General features: G+C 62.8%; 19 protein-coding genes. 5 read left to right on the top strand and 14 right to left on the bottom strand.

Going from position 1 to position 17,822, the window contains the following annotated elements:
• Nucleotides 1–86: 86 nt before the first annotated feature.
• From IVB54_RS23205 to IVB54_RS23230, 6 genes are all read right to left on the bottom strand, one after another.
• Nucleotides 87–1,205, bottom strand: a complete 1,119-nt coding sequence (locus IVB54_RS23205) for a helix-turn-helix transcriptional regulator (RefSeq protein ID WP_018459277.1) — start codon at nt 1,203–1,205, stop codon at nt 87–89.
• 150 nt (nt 1,206–1,355) lie between these two features.
• Complete coding sequence (locus IVB54_RS23210; RefSeq protein ID WP_204510928.1) at nt 1,356–1,604, bottom strand: hypothetical protein; 249 nt, start codon at nt 1,602–1,604, stop codon at nt 1,356–1,358.
• An 81-nt stretch (nt 1,605–1,685) separates the two neighbouring features.
• Nucleotides 1,686–2,657 carry a helix-turn-helix transcriptional regulator gene (locus IVB54_RS23215; protein WP_247776461.1) on the bottom strand — a complete coding sequence of 324 codons (972 nt, stop codon included), beginning with the start codon at nt 2,655–2,657 and terminating at the stop codon, nt 1,686–1,688.
• A gap of 229 nt (nt 2,658–2,886) precedes the next feature.
• The gene (locus IVB54_RS23220; RefSeq protein ID WP_018459280.1) at nt 2,887–4,044 is read right to left on the bottom strand and encodes a LuxR C-terminal-related transcriptional regulator; all 1,158 of its coding nucleotides are present in this window, start codon (nt 4,042–4,044) and stop codon (nt 2,887–2,889) included.
• Between the two features lie 320 nt (nt 4,045–4,364).
• Nucleotides 4,365–4,877 carry a hypothetical protein gene (locus tag IVB54_RS23225; RefSeq protein WP_018459281.1) on the bottom strand — a complete coding sequence of 171 codons (513 nt, stop codon included), beginning with the start codon at nt 4,875–4,877 and terminating at the stop codon, nt 4,365–4,367.
• Nucleotides 4,878–4,939: 62 nt separating this feature from the next.
• A complete protein-coding gene (locus IVB54_RS23230; RefSeq protein WP_018459282.1) occupies nt 4,940–5,389 on the bottom strand; it encodes a MaoC family dehydratase in 450 nt (149 codons plus the stop codon).
• Between IVB54_RS23230 and IVB54_RS23235 the strand changes: the two genes are divergently transcribed.
• Entirely contained in the window at nt 5,388–5,660 is a 273-nt protein-coding gene (locus IVB54_RS23235) for a hypothetical protein (protein WP_018459283.1), read from the top strand. The genes IVB54_RS23230 and IVB54_RS23235 overlap by 2 nt on opposite strands.
• 100 nt (nt 5,661–5,760) lie before the next feature.
• Here IVB54_RS23235 and IVB54_RS23240 read toward each other — a convergent pair whose 3' ends face one another.
• The 4 genes from IVB54_RS23240 to IVB54_RS23255 form a co-directional block, all read right to left on the bottom strand.
• On the bottom strand, nt 5,761–6,183 hold the full coding sequence (locus IVB54_RS23240; protein WP_018459285.1) for a hypothetical protein: 423 nt from the start codon (nt 6,181–6,183) through the stop codon (nt 5,761–5,763).
• 12 nt (nt 6,184–6,195) lie between these two features.
• On the bottom strand, nt 6,196–6,417 hold the full coding sequence (locus tag IVB54_RS23245) for a hypothetical protein (protein ID WP_007592399.1): 222 nt from the start codon (nt 6,415–6,417) through the stop codon (nt 6,196–6,198).
• Between the two features lie 196 nt (nt 6,418–6,613).
• Complete coding sequence (locus IVB54_RS23250) at nt 6,614–7,432, bottom strand: lytic murein transglycosylase (RefSeq protein ID WP_026233772.1); 819 nt, start codon at nt 7,430–7,432, stop codon at nt 6,614–6,616.
• A 38-nt stretch (nt 7,433–7,470) separates the two neighbouring features.
• A complete protein-coding gene (locus tag IVB54_RS23255; protein WP_018459287.1) occupies nt 7,471–9,324 on the bottom strand; it encodes an NAD(P)/FAD-dependent oxidoreductase in 1,854 nt (617 codons plus the stop codon).
• Between the two features lie 178 nt (nt 9,325–9,502).
• Between IVB54_RS23255 and IVB54_RS23260 the strand changes: the two genes are divergently transcribed.
• Together IVB54_RS23260 and IVB54_RS23265 are read left to right on the top strand one after the other, a co-directional pair.
• Nucleotides 9,503–11,128, top strand: a complete 1,626-nt coding sequence (locus tag IVB54_RS23260) for a long-chain fatty acid--CoA ligase (RefSeq protein ID WP_026233773.1) — start codon at nt 9,503–9,505, stop codon at nt 11,126–11,128.
• A 43-nt stretch (nt 11,129–11,171) separates the two neighbouring features.
• The gene (locus IVB54_RS23265) at nt 11,172–12,383 is read left to right on the top strand and encodes an acyl-CoA dehydrogenase family protein (protein ID WP_018459289.1); all 1,212 of its coding nucleotides are present in this window, start codon (nt 11,172–11,174) and stop codon (nt 12,381–12,383) included.
• A 212-nt stretch (nt 12,384–12,595) separates the two neighbouring features.
• Here the strand turns inward: IVB54_RS23265 and IVB54_RS23270 are convergent, their stop codons facing one another.
• Nucleotides 12,596–13,504 (bottom strand): amino acid ABC transporter substrate-binding protein, encoded by a 909-nt coding sequence (locus tag IVB54_RS23270; protein WP_018459290.1) that lies wholly within the window; start codon nt 13,502–13,504, stop codon nt 12,596–12,598.
• 178 nt (nt 13,505–13,682) lie between these two features.
• Nucleotides 13,683–14,102, bottom strand: a complete 420-nt coding sequence (locus IVB54_RS23275; RefSeq protein WP_018459291.1) for a nuclear transport factor 2 family protein — start codon at nt 14,100–14,102, stop codon at nt 13,683–13,685.
• Between the two features lie 142 nt (nt 14,103–14,244).
• Between IVB54_RS23275 and IVB54_RS23280 the strand changes: the two genes are divergently transcribed.
• Together IVB54_RS23280 and IVB54_RS23285 are read left to right on the top strand one after the other, a co-directional pair.
• Nucleotides 14,245–15,486 carry an amidohydrolase family protein gene (locus IVB54_RS23280; RefSeq protein WP_247776462.1) on the top strand — a complete coding sequence of 414 codons (1,242 nt, stop codon included), beginning with the start codon at nt 14,245–14,247 and terminating at the stop codon, nt 15,484–15,486.
• 213 nt (nt 15,487–15,699) lie between these two features.
• Entirely contained in the window at nt 15,700–16,011 is a 312-nt protein-coding gene (locus IVB54_RS23285) for a hypothetical protein (RefSeq protein ID WP_018459293.1), read from the top strand.
• 12 nt (nt 16,012–16,023) lie between these two features.
• On the opposite strand, the gene IVB54_RS23290 is transcribed toward IVB54_RS23285, so the two are convergent.
• Entirely contained in the window at nt 16,024–16,947 is a 924-nt protein-coding gene (locus IVB54_RS23290) for an NAD(P)-dependent oxidoreductase (RefSeq protein WP_018459294.1), read from the bottom strand.
• Nucleotides 16,947–17,816, bottom strand: a complete 870-nt coding sequence (locus IVB54_RS23295) for an ABC transporter substrate-binding protein (protein WP_018459295.1) — start codon at nt 17,814–17,816, stop codon at nt 16,947–16,949. Before IVB54_RS23295 ends, IVB54_RS23290 begins: the two co-directional genes overlap by 1 nt.
• Nucleotides 17,817–17,822: the final 6 nt, after the last annotated feature.

Consider the following 17,822-nt stretch of genomic DNA (forward strand, 5'->3'; position numbering starts at 1 on the left):
ATGGCGAAATGTTCTTCATGCCTGGCGGCTTCCGTGAGTCTTTCGCGGGAGCGAAAGGTTCAATCGTGAAGGCAAAATTCAACAGTCTAATTCACAAGCGGATTGGAGAATCCTGCCGCGAGCTTAACGAGATCGGCCTGACGCGAAACGCCCGTCTTGGCGAACACGCGATGCAGATGCGTCTTCGCCGTCGTTTCCGCGATACCAAGCGCGACCGCCGTCTCCGGGACGCCGCCAACCTCGACGATCGACAGGAACACGCGCAGCTCGGCCGGCGTAAGGTCGAATGTCCGCGCGATCAATTCGCCATAGGACTGTCCGCCGAGCGATACCTTACGCAGCAGCAGCGCACCGACGGCATCGACCACCCGCTCGCTGCCGTCCCGCAGGACGGACGACAGCGGCAGGATGTGCGCGACGTAGCGCTCGCCCGAAGGCGAAAGCAGCGAAAACGCGTGCCCCTTTGCGGCAAGCAGCGCAATTTCATGGCGGGTCGCGAACGCTTCCCACAGTGTCTGATTGGCCTCCGCACTGCTGGTCACCAATTGCCCGGCAACGGACCGAACCAGATCGTCGGCCGCAAGCAAGGCGTGCCCTGCGGAATTCGCGTGCACCACCCGGCAGAAGCCATCGAGCAGGAAGATGCCACAGGCCAAATTGTCCAGGACCTCCGCCAACGCCGTCGCCAGCGTCAGTTGCGAGGTCATGGCGCGGTTGATCAGCAACGCTCGGCTGGCGTGCGGCAAGATCAGCGAGAGGCGCTGCTTCATCACCGGATCCACCATCCGGCGGCCCGACAGCACCGTCATCATCACGGGGCAGCTCGCATTCGAATTCTCGAGCACGACGTTAGCCGCATCGCTGCAACCCTGCGGCCGCATCCATTCCTGGTAAAAGCGTCCTCGCCGATATTCATCGAAATTGACGAGATCCGGGATGCTGACGATCTGGCCATGCGGCGGCAGGACCGTCAGCGGATCGAACTTCGAATGCGTCTCGGAATAGAGCCGGATGTAGTGCGGGTCCGCCCCGCAATAATAGTGCGTGACGCCGAATTTGCTGATCGAGTCCTTGGAAAACAGCCCGCAGGCCTGGCCGCCGACGAAGTCGCGGATGCCGGTGACGACGTTATTCCACAGCGAGGGATCGAGCCCGGCATCGTAGATGGCCTCGACCAGGTCGGGCAGTTTCCGTGGTCCGTGCATGGCTATAAATGGCCTGGGTGATCAATATCACCAAGCATACCACAACCACAGCATGCGGCATCCTCCGATCGGATGAGGCGTCGGCCGGTAACGAGCGGATATTCGTTTCGGGTGCTACTGATGCAGAGTCGCGATACCGCACCGGGATGCTCACATCTCGTCCCAGCCGACCTTCTCCAGATTCTCCGACCAGACCGCGGCGCGATAGATCTCGCGCCCGTCGGCGTTTCTGACCCGGATGCAGGCATCGCGGTCGCGCAAATCGTCGCGCCAGACGAACAGGTGGCTTGCCATCTCGTTGGCCACCACGAATGTCGCTTCGGGGCATTCGAACACCATGCCGCCCGGATCGATCTTCACGATATTGCCGATCATAAGATCAAAGAAAAAACGGCGCATGCAACACTCCAACTGGGGGCGGCGCACGCCCGCCCCTGCCGTCTCCAAGCGGCATTTGACTTGAAACTCAGTCGTGCGCGGTCACGACATTTCGCCGCTCCTGACGTCACTGGGCGTGGCGCCATAAGTTCGACGGAAGCAGCGGTTAAAATAGGAGAGATCGCCGAAGCCGACATCGTAGGCGATCGAGCTGACCGTCCGCTCGGCGTATCCGGGTTCCCGCAACATGCGATGGGCGCGCTTGACGCGTTGTTCGATCACGAAGGACGAGAACGTCTTGCCGTCGGCCTCGAACAGGCGCTGGAGATAACGCGGCGTCACGCCGAGCTCCTGGGCGACTGTGGCCACCGACAGGTCCTGCCGCCAGCAATTGTTGGCGATGGAGACTTTGGCCTTCTGCAGCCGTGCCGCCTTCACGCCGCGCCGCCCGGCCAGCTCCCGGGGCTCGTTGGTGGCACCGAGAACGATTGCCAGAAGATCGTGCAGATGCCCGACCCCGAGCTGGCGCAAATTTGGCGTCGCGAACGCCTTCTCCCGCACCAGTGTCTCCGCATAGTTGACCAGCAATCGAAGTCCTGTCGAGCTCTCCGGCATGACACGCATTACCGCGTCATCGACATCCACGATCATCGGCGCCAGCACGCGTCTCGGCACGCGTAGGGAGAAGCAGCTACCCAGCGACAATCGCTCGAACGTCGTGACGTCCTCCGCGCTGGTCAGGACCGCCTCCCCTGCACGAAGGCTCAGATCGTGTCCCCGCTCGGATATTCCAAGTACGCGAGATCGATTCACGATCAGGGCCAGGCTGTCGTCGCCATCGGCAACCAGGTGTTTGGTGCGACTGACGCGCGCTCCGCACAATCCTCCGATCAGCAATTGGGCTTCCGGCAAGACGTGGGACGTGAAGCTCGCCGTAGCCGGCTTTCCTTCTCTCGCCTCGACCTCCGCCTTCAACACCCCGCGGCAGTAGAAATCGCGAAGCAGCGGGATACGCTCGTTTTCGGGAATTTCGTTCGTCGAAACATTAATAATGGAAAAATCAAACTGGCTCACTGCAATCCTCCAACCGACGAGCAGGTCCGGCCGTGCGCTGTCGTTTCCTCACACTCGCGTTTGACGCCGTCGTCGCATCTCTTCGTGGCGCTTGCTGCTCTTCACTTTTCTGGATCGCGATATACGAAAGTATCAAATGACTCGCGTCCTGCATTCGGAGGACACGGGAGCTGGGCTCATCACAATGCATTGAGATCGCGGCACGTATCGGCGAGCCTTGTGAAATGGATCACACGGCGTCGTCACCGCCATTCGTTCGATGCGCGAATGGAACGGCAAAGCCGGTGGCGATCTTGACCAAGTCGGCCTGCCTGCCGGCGCCGGTCTTCTCGAACAGGCGCCCGAGATGCGTCTTCACCGTCGTCTCGGCGATGCCGAGCTTTGCCGCAATGTCGGGGACACCGCCAATCTCGATAATGGCCATTAAAACACGCAGTTCGGACGGTGTCAGCCTGAAGGCCGCCGCAATCGCATCAGCCGCGAGCCATGTCGCCGCCGATGCCTTCTGAACGAACAGCACCGTGGCTGCAGCATCTCGCGATGGAGTGCGATAGCGCTTCAAGGGAAAGGCGTGGAGCAGATAATGCTGTCCATCGACTGATGTCGCAAGCTCGATCTGACGGCGGGCGGCGGAACGAGTTTCGTTGCCTGCATCGATTTCGCTCAGGCCGCGGAATATTTTGTCGGTCTGGGTGTTGCGGGCCACGATCCGGTCGCCGACCATTGCGAGCAGGCTGGCATCGGCGAACAGCCCGCGGCATGCTGCGTTGGCATGCACGACGCGGCCATCTGCGTCGAGCAGGCAGATCGCCGTGCTCAGCCCATCCAAGACCTCGGCAAGGTCGTCCACGGTATGCGAGCGTGCCCTGATCTGTCGGCCCATGATCCTGGAGCGCTGAAGGTGCGGAGCCAGCAGCCGCATGCGCTCACGCATCGGCTCGTCAACCATTCCGCGCGACCGGTGGCGCAACACCTGCAGGATTGTGGTGCGCGTGTCCGACTTCTCGAGTGCAACGGTTGCAAAGTCTATCGCTCCTTGCGGTTCCACCCACTCGCGATAGAAGCTCGTTGCCAGGAAATCCGCCTGAGGCATGATGTCGGCTACGCCGATCGTCTGCTCCGCCACGAGCGTAAAATGGCGATCGAGCAGAGGGTCCAGCTCCACATATCGGTCGCGATAAAGCTGGCGGAAGCGGGATTCGGTGCCAAAATGCTCGTGGATCTCGATCGAGAGCCTGGCTCTGTCCCTGGACAGGATGGTCGCGGCACATCCGCCGACGAAATGCGAAACCTGTTCCAGCACCCCGCTGCGCAGCGCGGGATCGACCGCGGCGTCGTAGATCTCGCCGACAAGGGACGAGAATCGATTTGCGTGGAGGATTGTCATCGGCCGGACGACGCAATCTGCGTATGGCTCGGGCGTGCGAGAAAGATCGCGATCCGGGGACTGGCGAAGGAGACGGGCCGTTCAATGGCCGCCTTCGACTGGGAGAAAACGTTGCAACGAAATGCTGGAATATCGAACATCGTCCTTGCGTAACGTCAACCGCAGGATGCGGCTTGGACGTTTTCGCCAAAGACTAGGATAAATGCGAACAGCGCGCGGACTGTGTGCGATGAGTCACGCGTGCGATGCGTCAGGCAGCGCGCGCACCGCAGAACCCTGTCGCCACCGATCCCGCCGGCCTCGCATTCGGCTCCGGCAGTTTACTTGCGATTCTCCTCGCAGAATTTCAATGCCGCCAGCGCTTCACCGGCACGCGGCACCTGCATCTCGATGCTGTCGTCGTCATCGTCCTCGAAATCGAGCGAGAGACGCTTGGCCTTGGACAGCCGGTCCATCATGGACTGCTCGTATTCGAAGATGCCGCGCACGGTAGTTTTGTCCATGACCTCCCACTTCGCCTTCTTCATGATATCGGCGTCGTCGGTGCCGACATCGGCCCGGAGGATCTCGCCGACCTTGTCCCACTCCCAACCGTCATAGATCATCACGATCACGATCGCCTTCTCGGAATAGGTGATGACGATGACGTAGTCCCGGTTCTCGTCTTCCTTGTCCTTGTAGCCGCGGCTCGCATTGCAATGCGCGTCCTGCATACGCTTTTCGATGGTCCAGTCGCCGACCTTGGATTGTTGCGCCTGCACCGGTCTTGCGGTCAAAGCGACTGCGCTCAAGGCGCCTGCCAGGAGCCCGGCGGCGAGAAGATATCGTTTCATGTCAGCCTCCAGCGTGTTCCCCGGACAGAGATGACCACCTCTGCCGGTGACCCGCAAGGGCTTCAGGCGGTTCGCCGCGGCACGATCGCGATCGGGGTGAAGGTGTAAACCTCCTCGCCGTTCTGATTGAACATCGTCCATTTCACCAGTGCGATGCCCTGCGGCTTCGACTTCGATGGCGTCAGGCTCATGACCTCCCCGACCAGATGCAGGCGGTCGCCGGGCCGCACCGGGATGGTCCAGCGCAGCCCGTCGACGCCGGCACCGATCAGCGGATGCGGGCCGAACGGACGGGTCTGGATCGCGAGGCTCATGGCAATCGCGGCGGTGTGCCATCCCGAGGCAGCGAGACCCCTGAACAGGGTCTGCTTGGCGGCTTCGTGGTCGAGATGCATCGGCTGCGGATCGAACTCGGCCGCGAACCGCTTGATGTCGGCCTCGGTGACGTGAACTTCGGGGGATTTGAACTGCATTCCAATGGTGAGATCGTCGAACCACTCGACCTGCGCCATGATTTCGCCTCGCAATGTGATGCGCCGCCTCGCGGCTAATGGGATTGAGCAAGAGCGGGATGTAGCGGCTCCGCAGCGCACAAACCAGCCCGGGGTTCCCCAAGAAACCCGTTTCCAGATGCGACGAAACACGCCTGAAACAGATGGTCGGTTATCTCGTTGTCAAAAGCATACAGGGACGGCCACCATGCAATTCTTCCTCAACCTGATCTGGGATTATTCCTGCTGTCAGCACCTCGTCGCCCTGCCGCCGCAGGAGGACGAACTATGATCGAGCTGATCTCGGCCTTGCTCGCGCTTTGCAGCGTCGGCGTCTTTGCAGCGCACGCGGTGGATGCCTATCGCTCCACCCATTACTGATAGCCCACGCCCTAGAACGGCCGCCGGTAGAAGTGCTCCGAATGCGTCGCTGGCGGAAACCTGTTGGCGAGCGCGAGAGCTCCCCTTTCGTCGGTTTCGAGCGCGATCTTCTGTGCGAGCATCACGTCGCCGGGAACGAGAAAGCCTGACGGGACGAAGCACCACCCCATCGTCGCATTTCCGGCCTCGTCGATCTCATGGACGTTGGCGGCGGTGCCATAATGGATGCGATAGGTCTTGCCGGTATCGCCGCCGACGACATCGAAATACCGGTGCTGCTCGAATTGGGCGCGCTGCGCCGGTGACAGCCATTCGGCCAGGAGCCGGCGACCGCGAGCATCCGGCGTGTTCTCGCCGAAGAAGCGCCGATAGAGTTCGCGGAGCGCATGCAGACGCGCACGCGCCGGCCCACGGAGCCAAACTGCCGCGATCATGAGCAGCTCAGATCAACCGCCAACCAGGCGGGGATAGAACAGCGTTTCCTGCGCGGTCGGGTCAAACGATCGGATCCGGGTGACTTCGCCAGGTCCGGTTCGCAGCGCGGCGGTGAAGCCCGCTCCGGTCAGCTCCCGAAAGCGCCGCTCGGCTCGCGCCAGCGCTTCGGCATTGCCAGGATCAAACTCGTGGCGCGTGTCGCCAGTCTGGTCCATCACGATCTGGGTTGCCATGTTGAGTCTCCTCATGCCCAGCCCTGTTCGATCAAAGCAAACCTCGTGCCGTCGGTTCCAGTTGGCAACAACTTTCTCTTGCCGGCGCATCACGCCTTGCTGAGCAGGAGCGTTCTCAAGCGAAGTGGATGCCGGTTCGCATAAAGCAAACGCGCCAAAACCAAGAAGCTTGAGCCCCTTCGAAACGCGGCTCTGGTCAGCGCGAGGCGGCCGTACCTCCGCCCTCGTCGATCTGCCGTCCCATCAGGGCGATCGCTTTCTGATAAACGCCGGCGGCATTCCAGGCTTCGATGGCAGCGAAATTCGGCTCGCCCGGCTGGTAACCCGCTCCTGCACGCCAGCCATGGGCCTTGAGGAAATTCGCCGTCGAGTTCAGCGCATTGGCGGCAACTTCGAGATTGCCGGTGCCGTAGGCCAGGATGTTCTTGGGCATGAACTGGGTCTGACCGACTTCGCCGTGCATCGAGCCGCGGGTTGCCCCCGACAGCGTGCCCCGATCGATCAGCTTCAGCGCCGCATAGAGCTGCTCAGTGAAGAATTCGGGACGGCGGCAGTCATAGGCGAGCGTCGCGATCGAAGAGAGCATGTTCTGGTTGCCGCGCTGGCTGCCGAACCCGGTCTCCATGCCCCAGATCGCGATCAGCGGCCCCGGCGGGACGCCATAGCGCTGCTGGATCGAGGTGAACAAGGCGGCTTGCGACTGCTTGAGCTGGCGACCCTTGGCAACGATGGTGGTGGCGCCGCGCTTGGCGAGGAACTGGTCGAGCGTCAGCGAGAAGCTGCGCTGGCCACGGTCGGCCGCGATGGTGGCACTGGCGTAATTGGTCTGCATCAGCGCCGAGAGCGCAGTCTGGCCGACGCCCTTGCCCTGCGCCTCCGCGCTGAACTCGCTCTTCCAGGCCTCGAAGCCGGCCGACGAACTGCCGCATTGCGCGGCGTGGGCGGCGGGCGCCAGGCAGCCGAGCAGCGTCATCGCCCCAAAAACCGCCGCAGCTACAGTTCTGCCCCTGATCATGTCCGACGTCCTCTCCCTGGGTGATCCAATGCCCGAGCTTACCCGGACGAAGGCGCCGACTCCATGGCGTGATCATACGACAGTTCCAGTCCATCCAAATTGCCCTCCTGGCGCCACTTGTCCAGCAGCCGCAGGAATGCCACCGGCCCGCGCCAATACTGGCTGTTTCTCGCCGCGATCGGATCGAACACGCCTTCATTGTTGTAATAGCCGGGCGTGCATTCGGCGAGATAGGTCTGGCGGCCGAGCGCAGCTTTGACCACCTCCTCGACCCAGGCGTTCTCGGCATCGAGCGTCGGCTCCAGCGTCCGGGCTTTGCGCTTGCGCGCCTCGGCTATCACATAGGCGATGTGCTGCGACTGCTCGTCGATGATGTGCGGGAAGTTGGCGCTCTGGCCGGCCTGCACCATGACGATCAGGAAGCAATTCGGGAAGCCGCGACTGTAGAAGCCGTGCAGCGTCTTGACGCCATCGCGCCAGCGCGCCGACAGGCTCACGCCGTCACGGCCGTAGACCTCAAAGCCCATGCGGCGGGCGTAGTCGGTGCCGACCTCGAAGCCGCTGGCATAGATCAGGCAGTCGAGCTCATAAGCCCTGCCGTCGACCACGACCGCGTTCTCGGTGATGCGCTCGACGCCCTGTCCCCTGGTGTCGACGAGATGCACGTTGGGACGATTGAAGGTGTCGAGATATTCGTCGTGGAAACACGGCCGTTTGCAGAATGCCTTGTACCAGGGTTTCAACGCCGAAGCCGTCGCCTCATCCTTGACGATCGCATCGACGCGCGCTCGGATCTCTTCCATCTTGCGATAATCGGCCTGCTCGATGACCTTGAGCGCCTCCTCGATCGAAGTCACCGGCTGCGGCTGGCGGCGCGGCGCCAGCAGGATCTCGCCGAGCAGGCCGGTCCAGCCGTCCTGCACCAGATCCTGTTCGAATGGCTCGCCCGAGATCACGGCGGTGAAATTGTCCATGCGTTCGCGCTGCCAGCCGGGCCTGAGCCCCTGCGCCCAGCTCTGATCCGTCGGGCGGTCGTCGCGCACGCCGATCGCCGACGGCGTACGCTGGAAGACGTAGAGCTCCTTGGCCGAGCGGCCGAGATGCGGCACACATTGCACGGCGGTGGCCCCGGTGCCGATGATACCGACGCGTTTGTCGCCAAGACCACTAAGATCACCTTCGGCCGTGCCGCCGGTGTAGGCGTAATCCCAGCGGCTGGTGTGGAAGCTGTGTCCCTTGAAGCTTTCGATACCGGGAATGCCCGGCAGCTTCGGACGGCTCAGCGGGCCGCCAGCAAGGATGACGAAGCGCGCGCGGATGCAATCACCGCGATCTGTCTCGACCAGCCAGCGTGCCTCCTGCTCCCGCCATTCCATGTGGGTGATGACGGTCTGAAACAGCGCGCGCTCATAGAGGCCGAAATGACGGCCGATGCGGCGCGAATGCTCGTAGATCTCGGGGGCTCGCGCATATTTGCGCACCGGCATGTAGCCAGTCTCTTCCAGCAACGGCAGGTAGATGTAGCTCTCGGTATCGCAGGCCGCACCGGGGTAGCGATTCCAGTACCAGGTGCCGCCGAAATCGGCGGCCTTTTCCACGACCCGGAAATCATCGATGCCAGCTTCGCGCAGTCGCGCGCCGCACAGAAGGCCGCCGAAGCCGCCGCCCACGATCAGCACCTCGGTCTGTTCGCTGACGGCCTCGCGGGCAAATCCGGAATTGGCCCAGGGATCGTCGAGATAGCGCCCGAACTCGCCGGTCACTTCGACATATTGCGCCTTGCCTTCGGCGCGCAGACGGCGATCGCGCTCGTCGCGATAGCGCGCTCGGAGTGCGGCAATGTCGATTGTAGATTCGCCGGCTGCGCCGGTCTTGTGTCTTTGCGCTGACATCCGTTTCCTCCCCCGGCGGACACTGCTTCGCCGGCAGCTCGCATCAGTTAGCCCTGAAAAAGTGACGCATGCAATCGCGTCTCTCGCTTTTTGCGTGAACGTCGCGTGGCGTTCCGCTAACCTCAAGCGCACATCACAAGCGTACGTCATGCAGCGACATGGCGGTCCGGAGGAGACGATGCAGGGATTGATGATGGATATGCCGCTCCTGATCAGCGGCCTGATCCAGTATGCCGCCGACTATCACGGCGAGGCTGAGGTCGTCGCTCGCGAGATCGAAGGCGACATCCATCGCTATACCTATGCCGACGCACATCCGCGCATCAAGCGCATGGCGTTGGCGCTCAAGAGGCTCGGCATGATGTCCGGTGACCGCGTCGGCACGCTGGCCTGGAATACGCACCGGCATTTCGAGATGTTCTACGCCGCGCCGGGCATGGGATATGTGCTGCACACCATCAACCCGCGGCTGTTTCCCGAACAACTCGTCTACATCGTCAATCATGCCGAGGACCGGCTGCTGTTCATCGACCGTGCCACGCTGCCGATCGTGGAGGCGATCGCGCCGCAGCTCACATCGATCGAAGCCTATGTCGTGATGTGCTCGCGCGAGCGGATGCCGCAGACCAAGCTTGCCAACGTGCATTGCTACGAGGAGCTGCTGGAGAACGAGAACGACGCCGGCTTCGCCTGGCCGGAGTTCGACGAAAAATCGGCGTCCACCATCTGCTACACCTCCGGCACGACGGGCAATCCGAAGGGCGTGATCTATTCGCACCGCGCCGCGATCCTGCAGACCATGGTCTCCTGCAATTTCGACTTCCTGCCCGGGCACCTGGAAGGCGTGCGCGAGGTGATGATGCCGATGGCGCCGCTGTTCCACGGTAACGGCTGGAACATGCCGTTCACCGCGCCCTATACCGGCTCGAAGCTGGTGCTGCCCGGTCGCAATTACGAGCCCGACAAGCTTTATGAACTGCTCGAAGGCGAGAAGGTGACGCTGTCGGCGGGCGTACCGAGCTTCTGGCTGATCCTGCTCGACTGGCTCGGGCGCACCGGCAACAGGTTCTCGACACTTCGTGCAACATTGTCGTCGGGCTCGGCGCCGCCGCGCGCTATGGTCGAGAAGCTCAAGCGCGAATATGACATCGACTACGTCCAGGCCTGGGGCATGACTGAAGCCTTGGGCTGCTCGATGCCGGGCTTGCGGCCAGGCTCCGAGCATCTCGACGACAAGGAGAAGTTCGAGCGCCGCCAGGTGTCCGGCCGCGCCTGTTTCGGCACCGCCTTGCGCATCGTCGACGACGGCGGCAACGAGCTGCCGCGTGACGGCAAGAGCGTCGGCCATCTGCGCGCGCGGGGACCGTGGGTTGCGTCCGGCTACATGAAACTCGACGAAGGCCTCGACCGCGACGGCTGGCTGATCACCGGCGACATGGCCGTAATCGACCCCCAGGGCCACGTCACGCTGACCGACCGCTCCAAGGACGTGATCAAGTCCGGCGGCGAATGGATCTCCTCGATCCAACTCGAGGACGTGGCCTTGTCTCACCCCGATGTGCTGCAAGCCGCCGTGGTCGCGATCAACCATGAGAAATGGCAGGAGCGGCCGCTGCTCCTCGTCGTCCGCAAAAAGGGCGCGACCGTCGACGGCAAGACGTTGCTCGACCACATGCGTCCGAAAATCGCGAGCTGGTGGATGCCTGACGCCGTCGAATTTCTGGACGAATTCCCGATGACCGGCACCGGCAAGGTGCTCAAATCGGCCCTGCGCGAGAAATTCAGAGAGTATCGCGTCGCTTGAGCCGACCGCGCATCGCCCCGCCCATCGATCGAGGAGGCCAAAGATGCTCTACCCGATGTCCCCCAAAGTCGTCGAGCTCAAGCGCAAGCTCGACAGTTTCATGGATCGGCACATCTATCCCAATGAGGAGCGCTTTTATCGCGAGGCGGAGGAGCTGGGTCCCTGGAAAGTCTATCCGGTCGTCGAGGAGCTGAAGCCGCTGGCGCGCGCCGAAGGCCTCTGGAATCTGTTCCTGCCGGACTCCGGCCACGGTGCCGGCCTGACCAATCTCGAATATGCCCCGCTCTGCGAGGTCATGGGCCGCTCGCATCTCGCACCCGAAGTCTTCAACTGTTCGGCGCCCGACACGGGCAACATGGAGGTGCTGGAGCGCTATGGCACGAAGGAGGACAAGGAGCGCTGGCTGAAGCCGCTGCTCGCAGGCGAAATCCGCTCCTGCTTCGCCATGACCGAGCCTGCCGTCGCCTCATCCGATGCGACCAACATCGAAAGCTCGATCGTTCGCGAGGGCGACCATTACGTCATCAACGGCCGCAAATGGTATACCACCAACGCGACCGACCCGCGCTGCAAGATCTGCATCTTCATGGGCAAGACCGATCCCGACAATGCGGACCGCCACAAGCAGCAATCCATGATCCTGGTGCCGATGGACACAGCGGGCGTCGAGGTCAAGCGTGCCCTGCCCGTGTTCGGCTTCTACGGCGTGCCCGACCGTGCCTCCGAGGTCGTCTTCACCAACGTGCGTGTCCCCAAGGAGAACATGCTGCTGGGCGAAGGCCGCGGTTTCGAGATCGCGCAGGGCCGCCTCGGCCCCGGCCGCATCCACCATTGCATGCGGCTGATCGGGCTTTCCGAACGCACGCTGGAGAAGATGTGCCGGAGGGTGCGCAGCCGCGTCGCCTTTGGCAAGCCGGTTTCCGAGCAGACGGTGACGCAGGAGCGCATCGCAGAGGCCCGCATCATGATCGAGCAGGCCCGGCTGCTGACGCTCAACGCCGCATACGCGATGGACACCGTCGGCAACAAGGTGGCGACAGCGGAGATCGCGATGATCAAGGTCGCCGTGCCCAACATGGCCTGCCAGATCATCGACTGGGCGATCCAGGCCCATGGCGGCGGCGGCACGTCGAACGACTTTGGATTGACCCAGGCCTATGCGACCGCGCGTTTGCTGCGTCTCGCCGACGGCCCGGACGAAGTCCACAGGAACCAGATCGCGCGGTTCGAGCTGAAGAAATATTCGAACGCCTAGCGTCGCAAGCATTCCGCCCGTGCGGCTCGCTCTCTTTCCTTCTCCCCTTGCGGCAGAAGGTGGCGCGAAGCGCCGGATGAGGGGTCTGCTTCCGCGGAGACAAACCCCTCACCCCAGTGAGCTGCATCAACCAGCGGAGCTGCCCTCTCCCGCAAGGAGCGAGGGCAGGATGACACGCAGCCCGATTACAACCAGCGCCGTGGCGCCCTCACTCAATTCACCACGTACACATCGGGATCGAAGCTTGAGCTCGGCTTCTTGAAGGCGTTGCGCAAGGCGCCCGACATCGGGACGTTGTAATTGAGGCCGTTCGGCGGCGTCGGCGATTCCAGCCACTTCTTGTAGAGGGCCTCGATCTCCGGGCTCGCGTACAGCTCTGCAGTCGCGCGGTCGGCGAGCGCCTTGAACGGCGCGTCCTCCCGCCGTAGCATGATCCCGTAAGGCTCCGGCTTCGAGAAGGTCTCCTCGCTAATCATGAAGAGCTGTGGTTCTTTCGAGCGCGCGATCGCGACCGCGAGCTGCACGTCGTCGAGCGCGTAGGCTTGGGCGCGATCGGTTTCCAGCAGCAGGAAAGCTTCGGCCTGGTCCTTGGCCGGCATCACATTGATGCCGAGATTGCGCTCGGTGTTAACCTTGGCGAGCTGCGTCAGGTTGACCGAGCCGGCCACCGCCGTCACCGCTTTGCCCTTGAGATCGTCGATGGTGTTGATCTTTGCGGCTTTCTTGGCCGCAGATCGCGTGGCGCTGAGGAAGTGCGTGTTGGTGAAGGCGACCTGCTTCTGGCGATCGGCATTGTTGGTGGTCGCCGAGCAATGCAGGTCGAGCGTCCCGTTGACCATCAGCGGAATCCGGTTCGACGATGTCACGGCGAGGGTGTCGACGGCGATGTCGGGTATACCGAGCTGCTTCTTCACGGCATCCACGATCCTGAGGCAGATATCCATGGCAAAGCCGACCGGCTTCTGGTTGCCGTCGAGATAACTGAACGGGACCGAGGCCTCCTGGTAGCCCAGCGTGATTTTCTTGGTCTCTTTGACCTTCTGAAGCGTACCCGACAGGTCTTCGGCGGAGGCGGCAGTTGCAAGGCATGTGAGGGCCAGGACAACGGTGGGTAAACGCATCGGGAACTCCTTGAGGAGGCTTGCGCCCCCATGCCGGGCGCAGCAATCGCGCCGTTGATAGCGCAGGCGCGCGGCAGCCGCCAGACGAGCTTGCACCTATCAGCTATCGCGGCTTGCGATAGGGTGGACCGGCCTTTTGTCCCCCTGGAGTCGGGGCGCTCAAGCGCCAGGATGGCGCTTACGCGTCGATGCCGCGCTGGACCAGGATCCGCTCGGCGCTGTCGTTCCAGACGTCCATCTTGGTGATCTGGCCATTCCGCACCACGAAGCGGTCGACATAGCGGTTGCCCTCGAACGCGGACCCATCCATCCATTCGCCGTAGAGCGTGCCGACGCTATAGACCACGGTCTCGCCGTCGCCGGGGCAGACGTCGAAACGGTCCATCTTCTTCTTGACCCAGCGGTAGCGCTTGGCGTTGAAAGCGGTCGGGCCGCGCGGATGATCGAACTCGCGCCCACCGGTAAAGGTGATCACCGTGCCCGGCGCCATATAGGCAGCCGCGGCGTCCGGATCGGGGATCATCGACGCCGTGAGATAGGCTTCCACGATCTCGGCGTCGGACGACGGGCCGGCTTCGGCTTTTGCGGCAGCGGACATGGCTCATTCTCCAGGGCTTGCGAATACTAGCGCCGCTCTCGGGGAATACGTGCATATATTTTGAACATTTCCGTCGCTACACTGCCGACAATCTGGAGCCGCCAAACGCGGCCGAATGCACTAAATTCCTTCCGCAAGAGCCATGACCGCCCAATCCGCCTTTGACCTCATCTTTCGCAACGCCTTGCTGCGTGGTGCCGCCGACCCGATGGACATCGGCGTCACGCGCGGCCGGATCACCGCCATCGAACCGACGCTCGCTTGCGAGGCCGCCGAAGTCGATGTCGGCGGACGCCTCGCCCTGCCCGGCTTCGTCGACAGCCACATCCATCTCGACAAGGCCTGCCTGCTCGGCCGCTGCGGGCATGATCACGGCAGCGTCTCCGAAGCGATCCGCGCCCTCTCCGAGATGAAGAAGGGTTTCTCGGTCGAGGACGTCTACGCGCGCGGCGCCCGGGTACTCGAACGTGCCATCGTCCACGGCACCACGCGCATGCGAACCCACGTCGAGATCGATCCCCGCATCGGATTGCGCGGCTTCGAGGCGGTGAAGGCGCTGAAGCGTGACTATGCCTGGGCGATCGACCTGTCGCTCTGTGTCTTTCCGCAGGAAGGCCTCACCAACGATCCCGGCAGCGAGGAGCTTCTGATCCAGGCGCTGCGCGATGGTGGGGAGGTGATCGGCGGCTGCCCCTACACGGACACCGACCCGAACGCCCATCTCGCACGCATCTTCGACCTCGCCGAGGCGTTCGACCTAGACGTCGATCTCCATCTCGATTTCGATCTCGATCCCTCCTGGTGGCACCTCGACGAGGTCTGCCGGCAGACCGAGCGGCGCAACTATGGGCGGCGCGTGGCAATCGGCCACGCCACGAAACTCTCCGCACTGCCACCGGAGCGGCTGAGGGCCGCCACCGCGCAGCTGGCCAAGGCTGGCGTTGCCGTCACCGTGCTGCCGGCAACCGATCTGTACCTGATGGGGCGGGAAGCGACCCACAACGCGCCACGCGGGCTGACGCTCGCCCACAAGCTCGCCGCCGACGGCGTGCTGTGCTCGATCGCGACCAACAACGTGCTCAATCCCTTCACGCCGTTCGGCGATGCCTCACTGCTGCGAATGGCGAATTTCTACGCCAACGTCGCGCATGCCTCGGTGAACGACTTCGATACCTGCCTTGATCTCGTGACCGAGCTGCCGGCGCGGCTGATGAACCTTGGGGATTACGGCATCAAGGTCGGAAACCCCGCCGATCTCATCGTGCTCGATACGCAAGACAGCCGCTTCGCCGTCGCCGAGCTGCCGGATGTCGTAATGGGCTTCAAGAGCGGCCGGCAGACTTTTGCGCGGCAACGGCCCACTGTGTTCCGCCCCGGCTCCTGAGCCGCTCTGGACGCATATCTGCATTGAAGCGGGGCGAATTGCCGCGTTATTTCCGTTAGATGTTACCGTCGATCGCTCTCATATTCCGAATCCGGTAGAATACCGGATAGTCGATCCGCGCTGATTGCCGATAGCTGAGCGTATTGCCAGTCCCGCGGTGCCGTTCAAAGCAGAACCTGCACTGAAGTCTGCATTCAACGGGGAAGCATCGACATGTTCAGCGCATTCAGCAGCATCGACCATCGCGCCATTCGAGCGAGAACGCCCGGCGATGCCGCTATAATACGGCTCGACGGCATCGGGCATGTCCTGTCAAACCTCGATCTGGCGAGCATCCGGACCCAAGATGACTTGACGCGCATGCTCCTGACGCTCGACACCGCCGACAAGTGCATTCGGGTGATCCGCGCGGAATACCGGACCCAAGTCGCGAACGATCGGCTGGCCCGGAAGTCCGAAGACCTGATGGCGTTGATCGAACACGTCCGCGACGAGCTCACGGGCTGTTGCACCGTAAAATCCTGAGCAAGAGCCGCCCTATTTCTCGCGATTGATCTTCGCCAGGATTCGGTCCGCCTCGGTGCGCCAGTCAGCGTTGCGGGCGAACTCCTTGGTACCCTTCGTTCCGAACAGGCCCTCGTCGGCGAGGTCCGCCACCCAGGCCTGCCGCTCGGCGGTGCCCTGCGCGGACCACGGCGTCAGCCCGGCTTCACGCACGGTCTCGGCGACCTCGCGTACTTCCTCGGCGCGGCGGCGGCCATGCTCGATCACACGCTGGAAGCAATAAGCACCCTGCTTCTCCCAATCGATCGTGGGAAAGGTTTCCGCCAGTGAAGCCAGCACCGCATCCTCGACGCCATGGGCGCGCGCGGTGGTGAAGCTTTCGATGACCATGGCCTCCAGCCCCTTGATCATGATGCTGCGACACATCTTCACCGCCGATGAAACACCGAGCTTGTCGCTCGCAACCCTGGCCGCAAAACCCATCGCGTTCAAAAGCGGCTCCAGCTCCCTGGCCCCGGGACCGCCGAGCAGCAGCGGCACCTTGATGCGATAAGGCGGCACCGACGTCATAACCGCGCCCTCGACATAACGTCCGGCGGCGCCATCAATCAGCGCGGCAGCGCGCTGCTTGGCGGCGGGAGACGCCGAATTGAAATCCAGGAACCAGGTGCCCTGATTGATCGCGGCCGCGCAGGCCTTTGCCACCGGCACGGCCTGGCTCGCGGTGACCGCGGAGATGATGAAATCGGACTTGGCGGTCAGCTCGGCGTGCGAGGCTGCGCGCCCCACACCGAATTTTTCAGCATGCTCGTGCAGCGAACCACCCTGCTCGCCCGCGAGCTTGATGTCAAAGGCTGTGACCTTGATGTCCTGCTGGCGCAAATCCTCGGCCAGAATCCTGCCGACCTCGCCATAACCGACCAGCCCGACCTGCCATCGCTTGGGATCGCCCGCCATCAGTTCAGTCCTCGCGTTGTTGCGTCGAACAGGTCCTCAACCGCATAGCGGCGCGGGATCAGCGCCTGCTGGAACGCGTAGTCGACGATCAACTCCAGCGACCTTCTGTTCGCTTCGATTCCGAACGGAACCAGGTCCGGCGTTGCCGCAGGCCCCGCCTGCGCCTTATTTTGCTTGAGGAGATCATAAATGCCCGAAACTACGTCAGGACGCGATTTCGCTAGCTGCTCGGTCACGACCACGAGATGGTTGACCGGCACGACGCCGCGGCGCGCGTACCATATGGCGGCTTCCGCGGCCGGATCGGGGAACAGCGGCCTCAGCTTGGGATCGTTCGAGGCCTCACCAAGGACGACGTCGAGCTCGCCGTCGAGCAGCATCTGAAGTATCTTCTTGTGCTTCGGCGCGCGCTCGGTGGTGTCGACATATTCGGCGACATGCGGGTCTTCGAACGTGACCCAGCGGATCTTGTCGAGGTTGACGCCGTAGTCGTTGGCGAGGATGCCCCTGATCCAGGCGCCGGTCGTAGTCGTGAACGAACGGATGCCGACGCGCTTGCCTTCGAGATCGGACGGCCCGAGGGTTCCCTGCGCAGGACTATAGAGCGCGTAGGAATGCTGGAAGCGGCCGAGCATTGTGGCAGGCAGCAGCACCAAGGGCTTGCCTTGCGCCTTTGCCATCAGATAGGTGACGATCGCCATCTCGCAGACGTCGAACGCTTGCTCGCGCACCATCGGTTTGAACGCAGTGTTGGTCGGCGTGTATTCGATGAAGTCGAGGTCGAAGCGGTTGGAGCGGAGCTCGCCGCTCTTCACCGCCTGGACATGGGGGTGACTGCCGAGCACGGCCTTCAGCTTGAGACGATCCATCGGCCC

Origin of the sequence: Bradyrhizobium sp. CW1 (assembly GCF_023100665.1) — a bacterium.
Taxonomy (GTDB): Bacteria; Pseudomonadota; Alphaproteobacteria; order Rhizobiales; family Xanthobacteraceae; genus Bradyrhizobium; species Bradyrhizobium canariense_D.

Excerpts from the sequence above, each read along its gene's own strand:
- IVB54_RS23205 (WP_018459277.1), bottom strand. The coding sequence starts at position 1,205 with ATGCACGGACCACGGAAACTGCCCGACCTGGTCGAGGCCATCTACGAT.
- IVB54_RS23210 (WP_204510928.1), bottom strand. The coding sequence starts at position 1,604 with ATGCGCCGTTTTTTCTTTGATCTTATGATCGGCAATATCGTGAAGATC.
- IVB54_RS23220 (WP_018459280.1), bottom strand. The coding sequence starts at position 4,044 with ATGACAATCCTCCACGCAAATCGATTCTCGTCCCTTGTCGGCGAGATC.
- IVB54_RS23225 (WP_018459281.1), bottom strand. The coding sequence starts at position 4,877 with ATGAAACGATATCTTCTCGCCGCCGGGCTCCTGGCAGGCGCCTTGAGC.
- IVB54_RS23235 (WP_018459283.1), top strand. The coding sequence starts at position 5,388 with ATGATTTCGCCTCGCAATGTGATGCGCCGCCTCGCGGCTAATGGGATT.
- IVB54_RS23230 (WP_018459282.1), bottom strand. The coding sequence starts at position 5,389 with ATGGCGCAGGTCGAGTGGTTCGACGATCTCACCATTGGAATGCAGTTC.
- IVB54_RS23240 (WP_018459285.1), bottom strand. The coding sequence starts at position 6,183 with ATGATCGCGGCAGTTTGGCTCCGTGGGCCGGCGCGTGCGCGTCTGCAT.
- IVB54_RS23245 (WP_007592399.1), bottom strand. The coding sequence starts at position 6,417 with ATGGCAACCCAGATCGTGATGGACCAGACTGGCGACACGCGCCACGAG.
- IVB54_RS23250 (WP_026233772.1), bottom strand. The coding sequence starts at position 7,432 with ATGATCAGGGGCAGAACTGTAGCTGCGGCGGTTTTTGGGGCGATGACG.
- IVB54_RS23255 (WP_018459287.1), bottom strand. The coding sequence starts at position 9,324 with ATGTCAGCGCAAAGACACAAGACCGGCGCAGCCGGCGAATCTACAATC.
- IVB54_RS23260 (WP_026233773.1), top strand. The coding sequence starts at position 9,503 with ATGCAGGGATTGATGATGGATATGCCGCTCCTGATCAGCGGCCTGATC.
- IVB54_RS23265 (WP_018459289.1), top strand. The coding sequence starts at position 11,172 with ATGCTCTACCCGATGTCCCCCAAAGTCGTCGAGCTCAAGCGCAAGCTC.
- IVB54_RS23270 (WP_018459290.1), bottom strand. The coding sequence starts at position 13,504 with ATGCGTTTACCCACCGTTGTCCTGGCCCTCACATGCCTTGCAACTGCC.
- IVB54_RS23275 (WP_018459291.1), bottom strand. The coding sequence starts at position 14,102 with ATGTCCGCTGCCGCAAAAGCCGAAGCCGGCCCGTCGTCCGACGCCGAG.
- IVB54_RS23280 (WP_247776462.1), top strand. The coding sequence starts at position 14,245 with ATGACCGCCCAATCCGCCTTTGACCTCATCTTTCGCAACGCCTTGCTG.
- IVB54_RS23285 (WP_018459293.1), top strand. The coding sequence starts at position 15,700 with ATGTTCAGCGCATTCAGCAGCATCGACCATCGCGCCATTCGAGCGAGA.
- IVB54_RS23290 (WP_018459294.1), bottom strand. The coding sequence starts at position 16,947 with ATGGCGGGCGATCCCAAGCGATGGCAGGTCGGGCTGGTCGGTTATGGC.
- IVB54_RS23295 (WP_018459295.1), bottom strand. The coding sequence starts at position 17,816 with ATGGATCGTCTCAAGCTGAAGGCCGTGCTCGGCAGTCACCCCCATGTC.